Source organism: Pseudopedobacter beijingensis (assembly GCF_042678145.1).
Taxonomy (GTDB): Bacteria; Bacteroidota; Bacteroidia; order Sphingobacteriales; family Sphingobacteriaceae; genus Pseudopedobacter; species Pseudopedobacter beijingensis.
The window spans coordinates 57911-72907 of the sequence record NZ_JBHUDG010000050.1 but is presented as its reverse complement, the minus strand read 5'-3'; the positions used below and the strand labels follow the sequence as shown (position 1 = coordinate 72907).

General features: G+C 35.6%; 12 protein-coding genes. 10 read left to right on the top strand and 2 right to left on the bottom strand.

What is annotated here, in order from left to right:
* Positions 1–85 precede the first annotated feature (85 nt).
* The 6 genes from pncB (at position 86) to ACFSAH_RS17855 (ending at position 5788) form a co-directional block, all read left to right on the top strand.
* Positions 86–1273 (top strand): nicotinate phosphoribosyltransferase, encoded by a 1188-nt coding sequence (gene pncB, locus ACFSAH_RS17880; RefSeq protein ID WP_379664114.1) that lies wholly within the window; start codon positions 86–88, stop codon positions 1271–1273.
* A 107-nt stretch (positions 1274–1380) separates the two neighbouring features.
* Positions 1381–1956, top strand: a complete 576-nt coding sequence (locus ACFSAH_RS17875; RefSeq protein WP_379664113.1) for an RNA polymerase sigma factor — start codon at positions 1381–1383, stop codon at positions 1954–1956.
* Between the two features lie 572 nt (positions 1957–2528).
* Positions 2529–3164: a DUF3575 domain-containing protein gene (locus tag ACFSAH_RS17870; protein ID WP_379664112.1), complete on the top strand. Its 636-nt coding sequence runs from the start codon at positions 2529–2531 to the stop codon at positions 3162–3164.
* Between the two features lie 347 nt (positions 3165–3511).
* A complete protein-coding gene (locus ACFSAH_RS17865) occupies positions 3512–4378 on the top strand; it encodes a hypothetical protein (RefSeq protein ID WP_379664111.1) in 867 nt (288 codons plus the stop codon).
* A gap of 99 nt (positions 4379–4477) precedes the next feature.
* Entirely contained in the window at positions 4478–5083 is a 606-nt protein-coding gene (locus ACFSAH_RS17860) for a hypothetical protein (RefSeq protein ID WP_379664110.1), read from the top strand.
* Positions 5084–5176: 93 nt separating this feature from the next.
* Positions 5177–5788, top strand: coding sequence for a DUF3575 domain-containing protein (locus ACFSAH_RS17855; protein ID WP_379664109.1), 612 nt, complete (start codon positions 5177–5179; stop codon positions 5786–5788).
* Between the two features lie 512 nt (positions 5789–6300).
* Here ACFSAH_RS17855 and ACFSAH_RS17850 read toward each other — a convergent pair.
* Positions 6301–6552 carry an Ada metal-binding domain-containing protein gene (locus ACFSAH_RS17850; protein ID WP_379664108.1) on the bottom strand — a complete coding sequence of 84 codons (252 nt, stop codon included), beginning with the start codon at positions 6550–6552 and terminating at the stop codon, positions 6301–6303.
* A 3-nt stretch (positions 6553–6555) separates the two neighbouring features.
* Entirely contained in the window at positions 6556–7269 is a 714-nt protein-coding gene (locus tag ACFSAH_RS17845) for a 2OG-Fe(II) oxygenase (protein WP_379664107.1), read from the bottom strand.
* Positions 7270–7477: 208 nt separating this feature from the next.
* On the opposite strand from ACFSAH_RS17845, the gene ACFSAH_RS17840 reads away from it, so the two are divergent.
* The 4 genes from ACFSAH_RS17840 to ACFSAH_RS17825 all read left to right on the top strand — a co-directional run bounded on the left by ACFSAH_RS17840 (position 7478) and on the right by ACFSAH_RS17825 (position 14975).
* Positions 7478–8872, top strand: coding sequence for a sialate O-acetylesterase (locus ACFSAH_RS17840; RefSeq protein WP_379664106.1), 1395 nt, complete (start codon positions 7478–7480; stop codon positions 8870–8872).
* Between the two features lie 301 nt (positions 8873–9173).
* Entirely contained in the window at positions 9174–10445 is a 1272-nt protein-coding gene (locus tag ACFSAH_RS17835; RefSeq protein ID WP_379664105.1) for an exo-alpha-sialidase, read from the top strand.
* 232 nt (positions 10446–10677) lie between these two features.
* The gene (locus tag ACFSAH_RS17830) at positions 10678–13323 is read left to right on the top strand and encodes a glycoside hydrolase family 31 protein (RefSeq protein WP_379664104.1); all 2646 of its coding nucleotides are present in this window, start codon (positions 10678–10680) and stop codon (positions 13321–13323) included.
* 467 nt (positions 13324–13790) lie between these two features.
* Complete coding sequence (locus ACFSAH_RS17825; protein WP_379664103.1) at positions 13791–14975, top strand: FecR family protein; 1185 nt, start codon at positions 13791–13793, stop codon at positions 14973–14975.
* Positions 14976–14997 lie beyond the last annotated feature (22 nt).

Sequence of the window (14997 nt, the reverse complement as noted above, 5' to 3'; positions counted from 1 at the left end):
AAATAAACAATCATTTTTCAAAGAATGTATAAATTATACAAAACACCCATAAAACCTAAAATGACTTTATGCGTTTTATAAATTAATGAAAGCAAATATGAAAGTCCCCAAACTTGTTTCGATACTGGATAATGATTTTTACAAGTTCACCATGCAGCAAGGTGTTGTTAAGCTGTTTCCCTTTGCAAAAGCAAGATATCAGTTTATCAATAGAGGCAAACATCAGTTTCCGGAAGGGTTTGCCCTTCATTTACGTGAGGCGGTTGACAATATGGCGTTATTGTCGCTTAGTAAAGCAGAAAAGCAGTTTTTAACGAAAACCTGTCCGTATTTAGATCCATTATATTTGGATTTTCTGGAAGGTTACAGGTTTAATCCCGAAGAGGTGCAGATAGCACAACACGGTACCGATCTGACTGTGAAAATAGAAGGACTCTGGTACAGGTCTATCTTATGGGAAGTGCCTTTAATGTCATTGATATCCGAGCTTTATTACATAACCACCCATGCGCAAAGAGACAGCAACGAAACCATTTTAGAAAGAACCGGGAATAAGATAGAAGCATTTAAAAAATTAGGCGTAACAGTGGCCGAATTTGGGGCCCGCAGAAGATATTCTTATGAGGTGCATTGTTTGGTATTACAAGCATTAAAGCAATACGGAAAAGGTTCTTTTATAGGAACAAGCAATGTACACCTGGCCATGGTTAATAACGAAAAACCTATAGGAACACATGCCCATGAGTGGTTTATGTACCATGCGGCACACTATGGATTTAAAATGTCCAACTCGTTGGGGTTAGAGAATTGGGTGAAGGTATACCGGGGAGATTTAGGTATAGCCCTGTCAGATACCTATACTACAGCCGTTTTTTTGAAACAATTTGACAAAATGTTCTCTAAACTTTTTGACGGTGTACGGCATGATAGCGGAGACCCTTTATCGTTTGCAGACCATGTAATTGCACATTATCAAAAAATGGGAATCAATCCATTAGCTAAAACCATTATATTCTCTGATGCGCTTAACTATCAAAAGGTAGAGCGTATAGCAGAACATTGCTGGGGTAAAATAGGAATGTCTTTTGGGATTGGTACCAATTTAACCAATGATGCGGGACCGGAGCCTATGAATATGGTTATTAAAATGACAGAGGCCAATCATCATGATGATGAATGGACAGAAGTGGTGAAGCTTTCAGATGAAAAGGGAAAGTACACCGGAAGTACCAAAATGATAGATTTAGCAAAGGAAATACTGGGAATAGGTTAATTGGATAATATATGCCATAATTATGAAAATATATTTGATGCTTTTTTATACATTCATTATAAATTTGAATTTCTTAAATTAGTAGCTGTATATATATTTAAACCTGAATGTCCGATTACATCGTTGATAACGATTTATTGTCTCAATTGAAAGCTGGGGACGAAGCCGCCTTTTCCAAAATCTATAAAACATTTTGGAAAGAGCTGTTTAATGCCGCATACAAAAGATTAAAGGATATAGAGCAGAGCCAGGATATTGTTCAGAATGTATTTATATCGTTGTGGGATAGGAGAGAAACAGTAGATATCCATAACTTGGGAGCCTACCTGCATACCTCTGTCAAGTTTCAGGTATTTAAGCATAGCGTACGGTCGCCCAATACATCCGAGTTTTTAGCTGCCTTCGAAAATATATTGGTATCGCCGCTATCTCCGGAAAATACGATGCTAGAAAAGGAGATCTTAGGTCTGGTAAAATCATGGATAGATGCTCTTCCCAAAAAACGCAGAGAAATTTTCTTATTGCATTATCATGATGGATTAACAACAGCCGAAATTGCCGATCTATTGAAAGTCTCCCGTAAAACCGTTCAAAACCAATTGAATACTGCCAGCACCCATCTTAGGCTAAGGTTGGCACAGATACTTTCATTGCTTATATTATTGCATTTTAATGGATCTTAGTTTATTGCCCATTGTAGCTAAATCATAGTTCATCATTCATAGTTTCATATAGTTCATTGTCCATAGTTCATCGTTTTAAAAATTCCTCATTCTATACAGTCTATAGTTCATTATTCACCGTTTAAATATCAAAAAATCAATATCTATCATTCATTCGACTCTTATTGAAGATGAACAGGAGACAGAGTAATACCAACTTCGACATTCTTTCTATATTTCGCTGCTATCTGTTCGAGATTTGTTCGGGAGTTTTTCGACACTTGCCGAAGGTTTGTCGAACACTTGTCGAAGAAACCTATTGTTTTGTCGAAGGTTTGTCGAAGCGCACTCGAAGAAATGTATGGTTTTGTCGAAGAACACTCGAAGGATATTCGAAGCTTTGTCAGATCTGTCTCGAATCTGTCTTCAACACATCCCGATAAATTAAACTGTTTTTATAAGTTTAGTTTTTGTCTGGTTTAATGAAATATTTGTGTGTTAAACAAGTATATTGTAATTTTAATTTACTAAACTTAACTTGAGAATTTACTGATTTTACTGTTTGTGAGAAGCATGGAATATAATAGATATATATGCTAAAAACTTTACTTATTTCCCTTTCATTTTTTCTGTTGGTGTCTTATGAATTACATGCTCAGGAAGCTGGATCTACAGCTAACAAAACGGAGGAATCGAAAGCAGAAGAATCAAAAGAGGACGAAGAGAACAAAAAAGAATCCGAGAGTGACGACAAAATTTATAAGAACGAGGTTTCTGTGAATGCTTTCCTGTTGTTTTATTCTACCATAGAATTAAATTATGAAAGACTCATCAGTCAGAAATCTGCCATTGGACTAACAGCTGGTTATGGCTATGCCCATGAATTGTTGAATAATTCCAGAGCAATGTATTATTGGGCTGTACACCCTTACTATCGTTTTTATTTCGGGAAAAAGAAAGCGGCATCAGGATTCTTTTTGGAAGCAAATACCGGTGTATTAAAAGAGAGTTATGTAGACGACGAGGAAGTAGTTCACCCTGATTCAGACAAACAAGATACACACTTTTTTATGAATGAGGGACTGGCTTATGGTGCGGGAGCAGCATTGGGATATAAACGGGTAGTATTAAAAAGGTTTATCGCTGAAATCTGTTATGGCTTGGGTAAGAACTTTAATAATAATACAACGTATTCGAGAGTAGGGGTTAAAATAGGGAGTAGATTTTAAAGTGCCAGTTTGGATGACGGGGGGAGTGGTCTGGAGTGAGAAAATTAAAGCCAATGCCAAGATGTGTCCACACGATAGGCTTAAAATGTGATTGGAATGGCTAGGTAGGATCAGAGAGCTGTTTTAAGAGGGTTTGATAATTTACCTTGCTTTCTGATAGTGTGTATCTAAAATGTAAAATATTCTATATATTAGTTTTATGTATAGTTACTAAGACCACAGTTTATCAAATAACTATTAATAAATAATTATTTGTTTTTCTTGTAATTACCAAATTGACCATATGAACCTGTTTTTAAAATTAGTGTTCTTTACATCATTTATTTATCTTACTGCTTGCAATAAGAATGATGATTTGGAAAAAAAATCAGGATTTTTTATTCAAGTCTTTTGGGATAAAGGTGAGCGATGCCAGGTATTTGAGACGAGTTCAGTTTTTCCATAAAGACGCTGCTAACAGGTCGTATTATTGGGGAGATAGAAAGGGAAAGTTTTGGTGGGGAGTTTATGATACAGAGGGAAATGAGATGTATCAGCAAACGGTTATGGATGATCCGGAAGTTATAGAACTTACCGGTGGCGGAAAATATCCTTTAAACAGCAGTATCATACATTTTGCAGCTGATTATGATGGTATTATTTATTTTAGCAGAACCATAAGAAGAGGTGGAGATTTGTTAAATGAAGATGCTCCCTTTCTTCAAAGTATCACCTATTATGATTGGAATGACCGATCTACGGGGGAAATTGTATTAAACTCTGAAACAGATTCAAGGAATTATTTAGAGCATTTATATAAATGGGACAATAATCGGCTTATTACAAAAAGGTTTAAGCTTGAGGTAAAATATATGGGTAAAGAATACGATCTGTGTATTTTAAGTAAGCATCTGGCTCTTATAGAAGTTGTTAAGCAGGCTGATTATCCAAATTTAAATATACCTGAGTACCATACGCCTTTTTTTGGTGTGTCTGATTACGATTATTTAGTTTGTGAGGGTTTGAATATTAAACGTAAGTCTATTAAAAATTCAAATAAGATTGAATGGTCTGATTACGCTTACTATCGGGATTATGGCAGAAGTGATACCCTTAAAACGCTTGCTTTCTATCAATCGGGAAATAAAGCGGTACATACTTTTGAAGTTAGAGGAGATGGTAAAGTGACATATGATACTTTATATTGGGATATAGCTACAGGTAGGAGATTATAAATAAATAAGCTTTCTCCTTTAATTTGATTAAGCTTTTGCTTGATTAACAAGGTAAATTCGAAAGAAAATGCTTTTATTTGGCAAACCTAAATTAAACTCATGAAAGGAAAATTACTTTTTCTAATGTTATTTTTATTGCTGTCCTTGTATGGATATACACAGCAGGGAGCGCATTCTGAACAAGAAAAGGAAGAATCTACAAGCGGCAACTCTGCCGAATCAAAAATTCCAGGAAGAAATGAATTGAAATTTAATTTGTTTACCCCAATTTACTCGGCAGTAGAGCTTAATTACGAGAGAATTTTAGCAAATAACACCGCATTAGGTGTTGGTGCGTCTTATTTTTATGAAACGGATAAAACGCAAGGTTTGTCCTTTGATATGCAATGGTCTTTGAATCCTTATTATCGTTTGTATTTTGGGAAAAAAGAGGCAACTGGATTTTTCGTAGAAGCCAATGCGAGTGCTGCACAAACTAGATCTAAGGATGATTTATATCGAGAGCAAAATGGTATATGGACAAGGGAAGCTACGGTATATTATAATTTCGGATATGGACTTGGTTTCGCTGTGGGGGCAAAATTTTTATCGAATAAAGGTTTAATTGGTGAAGTGTTCGCAGGATTAGGACGTTATTTTAATGCGAAAGATTATATGACTGGACAATATCCCCGATTGGGGGTATTGATAGGAAAGAGGTTTTAGCTATTTAATATTCACGTATAGAAAATTGTTGAGTATCATTTAACATGTTGAGAAATTCCTGATCTGCAATTGTAATTTAAGCCTGATTGAATCATGAAAAAATTATTACCAATTATATTGATGTTTGTGCTTGTGTCTGTTGTTTCGTATGCTCAGCAGGAAGATAATACAAGTTCTGAACATAGCAAAGAAACTAAAGAAAATGAGTATGCCGAAACAACTGACTTTGGTAGAAATGAGCTGAAGCTGAATTTTTCAAGCATTGTCTTGTCTACTGTTGATATTAGCTACGAAAGAATATTTGAAGATAATACTGCGGCCGGTTTAGCATTGTCCTATTGCTTTGCATCTAAAGATTATCATGCAGACCCTTCGGAATTTGTATGGTCTGTTATGCCTTATTATCGCTTTTATTTTGGAAAAAAACAAAGTGCGGGTTTATTTATAGAGGCTCATGCACATGCTGCACAAACCAGAAAAATAGGAGATGTTTATTATTCTGATCCGCTTAATTTCTGGAGAAATGAGGGGAATTATAAAGATAATTTTGGATATGGGTTTGGTTTCGCCGTAGGGACAAAACTTTTAACTGTTAAAGGTTTGATAGGAGAAGTATTTTTTGGAGCGGGACGGTATCTAAATAAGGCAGATGGTATGCCGCAAATTTATCCAAGAGTAGGGATAACGATAGGGAAAAGGTTTTAGTTGTTTGGATTGATGGACGATATTTAATAGGCCAACTTGAGATGAAGGGGAGGCCCAGATGACTATGCTTTGTTTCTTAATAGTTGATCTTTGGATGGTATTATGATGTAGATTAAGTTGAATCGTAACCAATTGTAAATTAATGTGTTATTGATGTAAAACATTTAGTGTTGTCTATTAAAGAGTTAATTGAATTCTTGGGGAAGGTGTTTAAGTGGTAAGTAGTAAGTTATAGGTTTTAAGTTGTTGATGGAAAGTTGAGAAGGTATGCTGGTAGGTTGGAGATCTCTCGGCTTGCGGGCTCGCTCGAAATGACAGGGGAAGGAGTGGTTGAAATGATAGGAATAGGGAGTGTAAAGTTGTTTAAGCATGGTTTTAATAGCTATTTGAGTTATAGTTGATAGACCATAGTTCATTATTCACTAGTTATAACCGTTCATTGTTTTTAAATATTCATCATTCTATAGTTCACATTTAAAAAGTCCATGATTCATAGTTCATTATTCATCATTTCAAACATTCATCATTCCCTCTTTCCATTTTTTATATGCTTTATTCATACAATGTCCGCAAGGACGATAATTATTTTGTAGGGCTTCTTGTTCTGAAGTAAAGAAAACCCGGTTTTCCCGTTTCATTCTCTTGCCAGAGGCACAACTTAATCCGCCATAAATTTTGAGTTTTCTATTTCCTCCAAAGTGGATTTCGTGATTTCGAATTTTACTCCTTAATTCATTATCCGAAATATCAGCATGTCTTATCATACGTTAACTGATGGCATCGTGAAAAATAATTCCTAAAGTATAACGTTCACCAGATTTTACTTCACTTACTCCATGTCTCATATTTACCCTGTAATAGCCTTTAGCTCCCTTTTCGGGCTTAAAATGGGTAGTAAAAATCAGGACATCGCCTTTAACAGGTTGTAAAACAATAGCTTTTGATTGTGCTCTAGGGATTTGTTGTGTTAATATAAATTCTCCACCGGTAAAATCTTTAGCAGGCTCGTTTAAAAATAGAACTATCTGAATGGGGAAATAAATATCGCCATATAAGTCCTGATGTAAAGTATTGAAACCGCCTTTACCATATTTCAAAATCAAGACGGTGGCTTTCTGTTGTCCATTCTGGTGGCATTCCTGTAATAGCTCTTCGTGTGTTGCAGGAAATTGTTTATCAATATTTAAAACTTTAAACCAGGTGTTGGCAATGGGGGCCAGTTTAGAATAAATACTGGTTCTTATTTGCTGGATAATATCAGGTAAAGGATAATTAAAGTATTTGTATTCACCCAGTCCAAAACGATAGCGTTCCATCACTACAGTTTTTCTGTAAGTAGCAGGGGTATTATATTCTGCCTTTAAAGTTTCGCATTGTTGGTTTGATAATAAATTTGGGATAATGGAATAACCGTTTTGATGCATAGACGCGGTAATACTTTGCCAATCTGCATTTTCTATTTTCTGAATAATCTCCTGCATTATTTTTTGTTTAAGATTTCTGATTACTATCAGGTTAAGGTGCAAATTTCTGTATTCGTGGGCAGTCAGAAAATCCGAAACATGCTGTATTTTAGAAAGCTTTTTAGTCCTTTTAAAAATTGTTATTTTTTGTTTTGGGACTATTTTTTGTTTTGGGTACTTAAAGTTATAAAATCACTAATAAGAATTTTCTAATAGTTATAGAATTATGAAAAAACTATTTATATTACTACTTATTTTATTATCGGGTAGTCATCTGTTTTCTCAAATATATCTTCCGTCTTTTTTTTCTGATAATGCAGTATTGCAAAGAAATACCGAAGTTAATATCTGGGGATGGGTAAACAAGGGGAGACAAGTTACAGTTACAACTTCGTGGTCTGATGAAGTTGTGAAAGTAAATGCCAATTCACATTCACGTTTTGATATTAAGTTAAAGACACCTGATGCTGGTGGACCCTATGAGATGACTATAACATCCGGTAAATTTAAAAAAGTAGTAAAAAATATTTTAATAGGAGAAGTATGGTTATGCTCGGGTCAGTCAAATATGCGAAGAAGTACAGACGACAGACTAAAAGAAATGTTGGATGAACAACCTATTGCAACAAATTCTAAAATCAGGCTTCTGGAAGTTAGCCATGTAGCGTCTTTTATACCGCAAGACGATATATTTGCTTCATGGACAGAATGTAATCCCGAAACTGTAAAAGGTTTTAGTGCTATTGCTTATTTTATAGCTAAACAGTTAAATATCGAACTTAATGTACCTATTGGTGTTATTGATGCAAGTTGGGGAGGCACTTCCGCTGAAGTCTGGACTCCTGCCGAGATTATTAACGCAGATGAAGAACTGCTTGCTAATGCTAATTTCCAAAAACCAAATCCAACAAAGCCACATGAGCCGGGAACACTATGGAATACCATGATAAAACCTTTTTCGGGATACAATATTGCAGGAGTGTTTTGGTATCAAGGAGAATCAAATGTAGCAACTTACAATGGATATGGTAAGCTATTCTCAGAAATGATTAAATCATGGAGAAATGCCTGGAATTATGAATTTCCATTTTATTATGTCCAAATAGCACCATTTGATTACAGATCCAAGCCAGAAGAGCAAAAGGGGGCATTGTTAAGAGAACAGCAGACAAAAGTCTTAAGTTTACCTAGAACAGGAATGGTGGTTATAACAGATTTAGTTCCAAATGTTAAGGATATACATCCCACAAGGAAAAAGGAAGTAGCAGAAAGACTTGCAGGGTTAGCCTTGTCGGAAGTTTATAGAAAAAAAGGTTATGATTATAAATCTCCTGTATATAAATCTCATCAAGTAAAGGACAACAAAATCATTATTGAATTCGATTATATAAAAGGTCCATTAAACGTAAAAGGAGAACAGATTACCGATCTTTTGATAGCTGACGAATCGCGAGAATTTGTTGCTGGAGATTTTAAAATTATAGGCAATAAGCTCATTGTATTTAATAAGTCAATTAAAAATCCGGTAGCCGTAAGGTTTGGCTTTACAGATATATCTATGCCTAATCTGTTCAATAATAAAGGGCTACCTGTTTCTCCTTTTAGAACAGATAACTGGTAATATAAACAGTATTAACCGCAAAGTTTACAAAAAATTCACAAAAGTAAAAAGTTTCTTGACTAGGACAGCCCCTTGCCAAAGATATCTCTTTGGAAACAACCAACCAACTCATATAACTTCGTATTCTTTGTGAAAGCCTTAGCGCCCTTTGCGGTTTTAAAATAATCGAACTCAGGTTTATTAACTTTTCTCTTTTTTGTTTTGGGACTTTTTAAGGTTACCGGTACAATGTTATAAAGGCAAAAATAAAATGAGCTTTTAGAAACCGATTTATTTTATAAACAACAATTATAAATTAATAATGAAAGAAGGCATTAACGATAGCGAAAACAGAAGATCGTTTATCAAGAAAGTTGCAGTATCTACTTTAGTATTCACTGCAGGTAACAGCTTATTGGCATGCGCAAAAAAGCATGATATACTGAATAATACAGAAAATAAAATCGCGCCAACTCCTGTAGATCTGGATCCCGAAGTAAGAATAAGCAATAATCTATTTAACCAAAGCAGACCCGATGATCTTGGATTGGACTATGTAAGTGGCACTGAGCAGATTACTATTTTCAGGCCCGATAAACCTTTGGATATGAAATTCAATAACCACCCGCAACTGGTTGAATTTAAGGGGAAATTATATGCAACCTGGGTTGGGCATCCTATACATGAACCCAGTGATGAGTCGTATGTGTACTATAGCTATTCAGAAGATGGTGTAAATTGGGTTGCTCCAATACAGGTTGGTCCGCCAAAAAGAGCCAGTGGTGGTTGGTTAACCGATGGAAAACAGCTAACTTGTTTACTTTTGGCCGGACACAAAACCAGCAAAACAGCCGACACAGAGGGTTGCACAACTACCGATGGTATTAATTGGTCGGTGCCTAAAATTTTAATTGAAAATGCAGCTCCAAGTGAAAGTGCCAGAAGGCTACCAAACGGAAGGTTTATCATGGTATGCCATGGTTTAGGAACTGGAGAAAATGCACAAGTAAGAGTAACAAGAATTATGTATTCTGATTCTAAGGACGGGCTTTCTGACTGGAAACAAGGTTTTCTTCCTGATTTACCCGGTTATAATGATAACGGAAAAGAAAAAGTAGCCAGGCCTATAGAAGCAAGCTGGTATAGAAGAAAAGATGGGACATTGGTAATGTTGTTCAGAGATTTAAGTTTCGAGGCAAACACAAGAACCTGGAAACTGTTGGCCGCAATCAGTAAAGACAACGGTACAACATGGTCTAAACCCGTATTAACCAACATTCCCGATTCGGATTCTATGCAATGTGCAGGTAACCTTAACGAGTCTGTTGCCTTTTTTGTAAATAATCCGGTGCCAACACGCAGACGGGTTCCTATAACAGTAACCATTAGTAAAGACGGAAAGTTGTTTGATAAATCATTCTTATTGAGAGATATACCACAACCCAGAAGGTATGAGGGTATTAGTAAAACCGAAGGTTATAGCTATCCGGGAAATTTTATATGGAAAAATAATCTTTATGTAGCTTATGCAACCAATAAGGAAGATGTAGAGATTACAAGAATTCCGGTAAAGAATCTGATAGAAGCCATCTAATAGATAAAAGTATCGGCGTATTTGCAAAAAGGAAACCTGTTTTATCAATCAGGCCGGGACTTTCTTGCTCAAAGCTTTGATATGGAGATACTTTCTGTTTCATTTTTAAAATAAAGTTAACCGCAAAGTGTACAAAGAATGCACAAAGTACGCAGAGTAAAAAACTTAGTGCTCTTTGTGAAAACCTTGGCGCCTTCTGTGGTTTTAAAATAAACCATCAAATTTAAACAACATGACTAAATTTTATTTGCATATTCTTTTCTGTTTTTCTTTAATATTATGCAGAGCCGAACTTTTTGCAAATACTTCCAAAATATATTCAGGAAGCAAGCAAATCGTATCAGATAATGGTTCTGTCGTAATGCCGGAAAAACAGGTGAGATTTACGGTACTAACGCCTCGTCTCATTCGCATGGAATGGGATAATACCGGAAAATTTGTTGATAATGCCTCATTTACCGTTGTCAATAGAAACCTGCCACAGGTAAAATATACAGTAAGCAAATCTGCAGGCTGGTTTAGAATAAAAACTGCAGAGGTAGAATTAAGCTATAAATCGGGATCAGGAAAGTTTAATGTTAACAATTTGTCCATCAGATATTTTGCAAAAGGACAAAAGCCCATTTCATGGAAACCCGGAGATGTACAGCAAAACAACCTAAAAGGAACATCGCGTACATTGGACAAGTACGATGGCGATATCCATACAGTTACGGGGGAAAAGCTAACATTGGAAGATGGCATATTATCACGTGATGGCTGGTTTTTTTTAGATGATAGTCAATCGCTTTTATTTGATAATTCGGAATGGGCATGGGCACAAAAAAGACAGAATGACGGCGCTCAGGACTGGTATTTTATGGCTTATGGCAATAATTATAAGCAGGCACTGGCTGATTATACAAAAATAGGAGGAAAAGTTCCTTTACCGCCTCGTTATGCTTTTGGTTATTGGTGGTCTCGTTATTGGAGTTATTCAGATGCCGAATTGAAAAAACTCGTTTCAAATTTTGAAAAATTTAATATTCCATTAGATGTTCTGGTTATAGACATGGATTGGCATCTTGCGGATAAAGGTGGGGTATCGGCAGAGCCGGACGAGTTTGGTGAACCGAAGATGTGGACGGGCTGGACCTGGAACAAAAATCTTTTCCCTGACCCGCCGAAGTTTTTGGAATGGGCTACAAGTAAAAAATTAAAAACAACACTCAATCTGCATCCTGCCTCAGGAATTGGACCTCATGAAATCCAGTATAGTGAATTTGTAAAGAAGATGGATTTTGATACAACTCAAAAAAAGTTTATTCCATTTTTAGGTTCGAGCAAAAAATTTATGAATAACCTGTTCGATGTTGTACTAAATCCAATGCAGAAAGAAGGTGTGAGTTTTTGGTGGTTAGACTGGCAACAATGGCTGGAAGATAAAGAATTTAAGGGCTTGAGCAATACATGGTGGTTAAATTATACTTTTTTTAGTGATATGGAACGCTGTGGAGACAAGCGCCCTATGATATTTCACCGTTGGGGAGGCTTGGGAAATCACCGTTACCAGATTGGATTTTCAGGAGATACACGAATATCCTGGGCATCACTGGCTTATCAGCCTTATTTCACCAATAGTGCCTCTAATGTTTTATATGGGTATTGGAGTCATGATATAGGAGGGCATATTTTTCCTAAAAACTCAAACCGTATATTGGATCAGGAATTATATACCCGTTGGATACAATACGGAGCTTTAAGTCCTATTTTTAGAACTCACTCTACAAAGTCCTCATTCCTTAATAAAGAAATGTGGAATTTCAGAGGAGAATATTTTGATGCGCAGTATAAGGCTATTCATTTGCGCTACCAGCTTGTTCCCTACATCTACACCATGGCGCGAAAAACATATGACACAGGAATTTCGCTATGCAGGCCAATGTATTATGATTATCCAAATGATGAAGAGGCCTATACTTTTGAAAATCAGTACCAGTTTGGGGACGATATGTTAATTGCACCTATAAGTACTCCAATGAAGGATGATTATACTAAAGCAAAAGTGTGGTTGCCAAAAGGCACAGATTGGTACGAATGGCATACAGGTACTTTATTGAAAGGTGGCCAAGTTGTAGAAAGAGCATTTTCTTTAGATGAATATCCTATTTATATCAAAGCAGGTGCAGTTATTCCTATGTATCGCGATGTTACAAATCTTCAGGATAATTCAGGTAAAATTACATTAGGAGTTTTTCCCGGTGGAAATTATCAGACAAGATTATATGAAGATAATGGTGATGATAAAAAGTACGAAACAGAATATGCTTATACTTCCATTAGTACCAGTAAAAAACAAAATTCTATGAACATCACCATATCCCCAAGAGAAGGAAGTTATAAAGGAATGCTGAAGAATAAAACTTATGAAGTGGTATTGTATGGTTCTGTGGCTCCAAAATCTGTACTGGTTAATGGAAAAAATCTGGATAGACAGGTTTTTAATACAGAAAATCAGGGATGGAAATATAGGGGAGATGATTTAAGCCTGGTTATTTCTCTTCCGGAAACTTTGTGTACAGATAAGACAGAGATAAGTATATTATATAATGAAGGTGATACACAGCTGGAGAAATTGATAAATGACGGAATGTCCGAAAAATTTAAGCGATTGGAGCGCTTTACATCAGAACTAAAAGTGAAGAAAAACAATGTTATTCTACCAAACTCAATAGGTAAATCTCTGGGAACCAAAAATATGTTGGAATATTATCCCGAAAGATTTGGAACTCTTGTACGTGAATTTGACGAAAATTACCGATTAATTCCTCAGGACGCAAAAGGAATGGAACTAAGAGAAAATGTACTGAATTGGTACTTGGGAAGGTTAGGGTTATAATAGGAGCCGGTTAACGGAAAAGCAGTATTTGTTTTATCTCAGCGTTCTCTTCGAGAGACCGCTGCTCGGAAGGAGGGACTAGTTTATTGATGTTTACATTTATTGTTATCTGAGTTTCTTATCACTGTCCAAGTGGGGTCTTTCTGAAAGAAGACCCTATGTAAACTTAAAGTGTTTTTAGAGGTTGCTTTTATAACAAGTTTGCAATGGCTTTAATTTTTGATGGTGGAGGAGGAAAGATCTCCGTAGTAGAAGCAGAAACATCAATATTCGAAAGCGATATGGTATTTAAGTTCTGCCAATAAACACAGAGATCTCTCTCTTACGGTTGAGATGACGTAGAAAAAAGAAAGGAAATGATTAACCAAATGAAGATAAACCGGAACGAAATCGGGTAAAAATAAAAAAGTCAAAAAAATTTGGGACTTATTGCAACTTTGGGTACATAATAATGATAAACTCTAAAAATGGCTAAATACAACATGCAATCAGACTTAAAGCAAATAATTAAAAATTATTTGGAAGGGAAGGCATCTGAAGAAGAAAAAGCTTTTTTAGAGAAATACTATAATTTTTTTGATACCCGAGAAAATGTACTTGATAGCTTATCTGAACAAAAGATTGCTGAAATAGGGAATAAGATGGAACAGAATGTATTGTCGAAACTAAGAAAAGATACAGTACGTCCTAAGCTAAGAAGATTATTGCCTTATAAATATGTTGCGGCCGCTGTTTTATTGATTGTTGGAATATATGCTATTTACTACGTTCAAGATCATAAAACAGCCACAGAAGAAAATATATATGTCAGCAACAAATTAACAGACTCAATTGAAAATGCTGTAATGCTGACTTTGTCTGATGGTAAGAAAGTGAAATTGCAAGACATTCAATCCGGAATGGTAGCAGAAGAAAACGGTACAAAGATAGAGAAGAAAGCAGATGGGACTATTGTATACACAGCAGGTGAAAGTACGTTCTTCGATACAAAAGAAAATAAGTTTAATACCATCAGTACCCCAAATGGACAGCTTTCCCAAATTAATCTTCCTGATGGTACTAGAGTTTGGTTAAATGCTGAATCATCTTTAAAATATCCTATTGCCTTTATTGGTAACCAACGTTTGGTAGAACTGGATGGCGAAGCTTATTTTGAAGTCGCAAAAAACAGAGAAAAGCCTTTTGTAGTGAAGGCAAAAGATTCGGAAATCAAAGTTTTAGGTACCAAATTTAATATTAGTGCCTATTCTAACGATAATTTCACGAAAACTACACTTACAGAAGGATTGGTTTCAATATCAAGGGAAAAATCGGCAAAATTATTAAAGCCAGGCCAACAGGCATTCACGCTTAAAGACCAGACAGGAATAAATATTTCGGATGTGGATATAGAAGAAGCAATGGCATGGAAGAATGGATATTTCATGTTTAACAATCTGGATATAAAAACAGTCATGAATATGGTAAGCCGTTGGTATAACATTGAAGTTGAATACCAGGGGAAAATAGAAAATGAAGTTTTTATAGGTACGGTTTCAAGATTCGAAAATATAGAGAAACTGTTAAGTACCATAGAATTGACTGGAGGAGTACATTTTAAAATAACCGAAGAACCAAATAAAAAACGTAGAAAGGTAGTTGTTATGCCCTGAAAAGAACATTAGGCAAACAAAT